Below are 1044 nucleotides of genomic sequence, written 5' to 3'. Positions count from 1 at the left end.
GAATCCGGCAGCAACGACCCTATGGCGGTCTTTCTCACCGTCACCCTGATCGAGATGCTCGCCAGCGGCGAGAGCGGTTTCAGCTGGAGTCTGCTCGGCCATTTCGTCAGCGAATTCGCCATTGGCGGGGTGATCGGCCTGGGCGGCGGCTGGCTGCTGCTGCAGCTGATCAACCGCATCCACCTCGCCGACGGCCTCTATCCGCTGCTGGCCATCAGTGGCGGCCTGCTGGTCTTCGCCCTGACCAACACCGTGCATGGCAGCGGCATCCTTGCCGTTTATCTCGCCGGCCTGCTGATGGGCAACCGGCCGATTCGCAGCCGCCACGGCATGCTGCACATGCTCGACGGCATGGCCTGGCTCGCCCAGATCGGCATGTTCCTGGTGCTGGGCCTGCTGGTGGAGCCGCACAACCTGCTGCCCATCGCCCTGCCCGCCCTGGGTCTGGCGCTGTGGATGATCCTGGTCGCCCGCCCGCTGTCGGTGGCCATCGGCCTCCTGCCCTTCCGCGCCTTCCATGACCGGGAAAAGGCCTTTATCGCCTGGGTCGGGCTGCGCGGCGCGGTCCCCATCATTCTGGCGGTATTCCCGATGATGGCCGGGCTGCCCCAGGCCCAGCTGTTCTTCAATGTGGCCTTTTTCATCGTGCTGGTATCGCTGCTGGTACAGGGCTCCAGCCTGCCGCTGGCGGCCAAGCTGCTCAAGGTGACGGTCCCGCCGGAGCCGGCGCCCTTTTCCCGTGCCGGCCTGCAGGTCCATCCGACCAGCGAGGGGGAGCTGTTCATCTATCGCCTGGGCGCCGAGAAGTGGTGCATCGGCGCGGCCCTGCGCGAGCTGAAAATGCCCGAAGGCACGCGCATCGCCGCGCTGTTTCGTGGCCAGCAACTGCTCCATCCGTCGGGTAGTACGGTGCTGGAAGTCGACGATTTGCTCTGTGTGATCGGCCACGAACACAACCTGCCGGCTCTGGGCAAACTGTTCAGCCAGGCACCGCAACGGGGCCTCGATTTGCGCTTCTTCGGCGACTTCGTCCTCGAAGGCGAC

1 protein-coding gene is annotated in these 1044 nt (G+C 65.9%); it reads left to right on the top strand.

Translation table 11 applies throughout. The features are described 5' to 3' along the window. Positions 1–1044: potassium/proton antiporter (locus U1R88_RS35595; RefSeq protein WP_322435559.1), on the top strand; the 1044-nt coding region annotated here is incomplete at both ends.

This window comes from Labrys sedimenti, from assembly GCF_034424805.1.
GTDB classification, from domain to species: Bacteria; Pseudomonadota; Alphaproteobacteria; order Rhizobiales; family Labraceae; genus Labrys; species Labrys sedimenti.
Note: the sequence above shows the minus strand (reverse complement) of the source record. Positions and strands in the feature narration are given on the sequence as shown.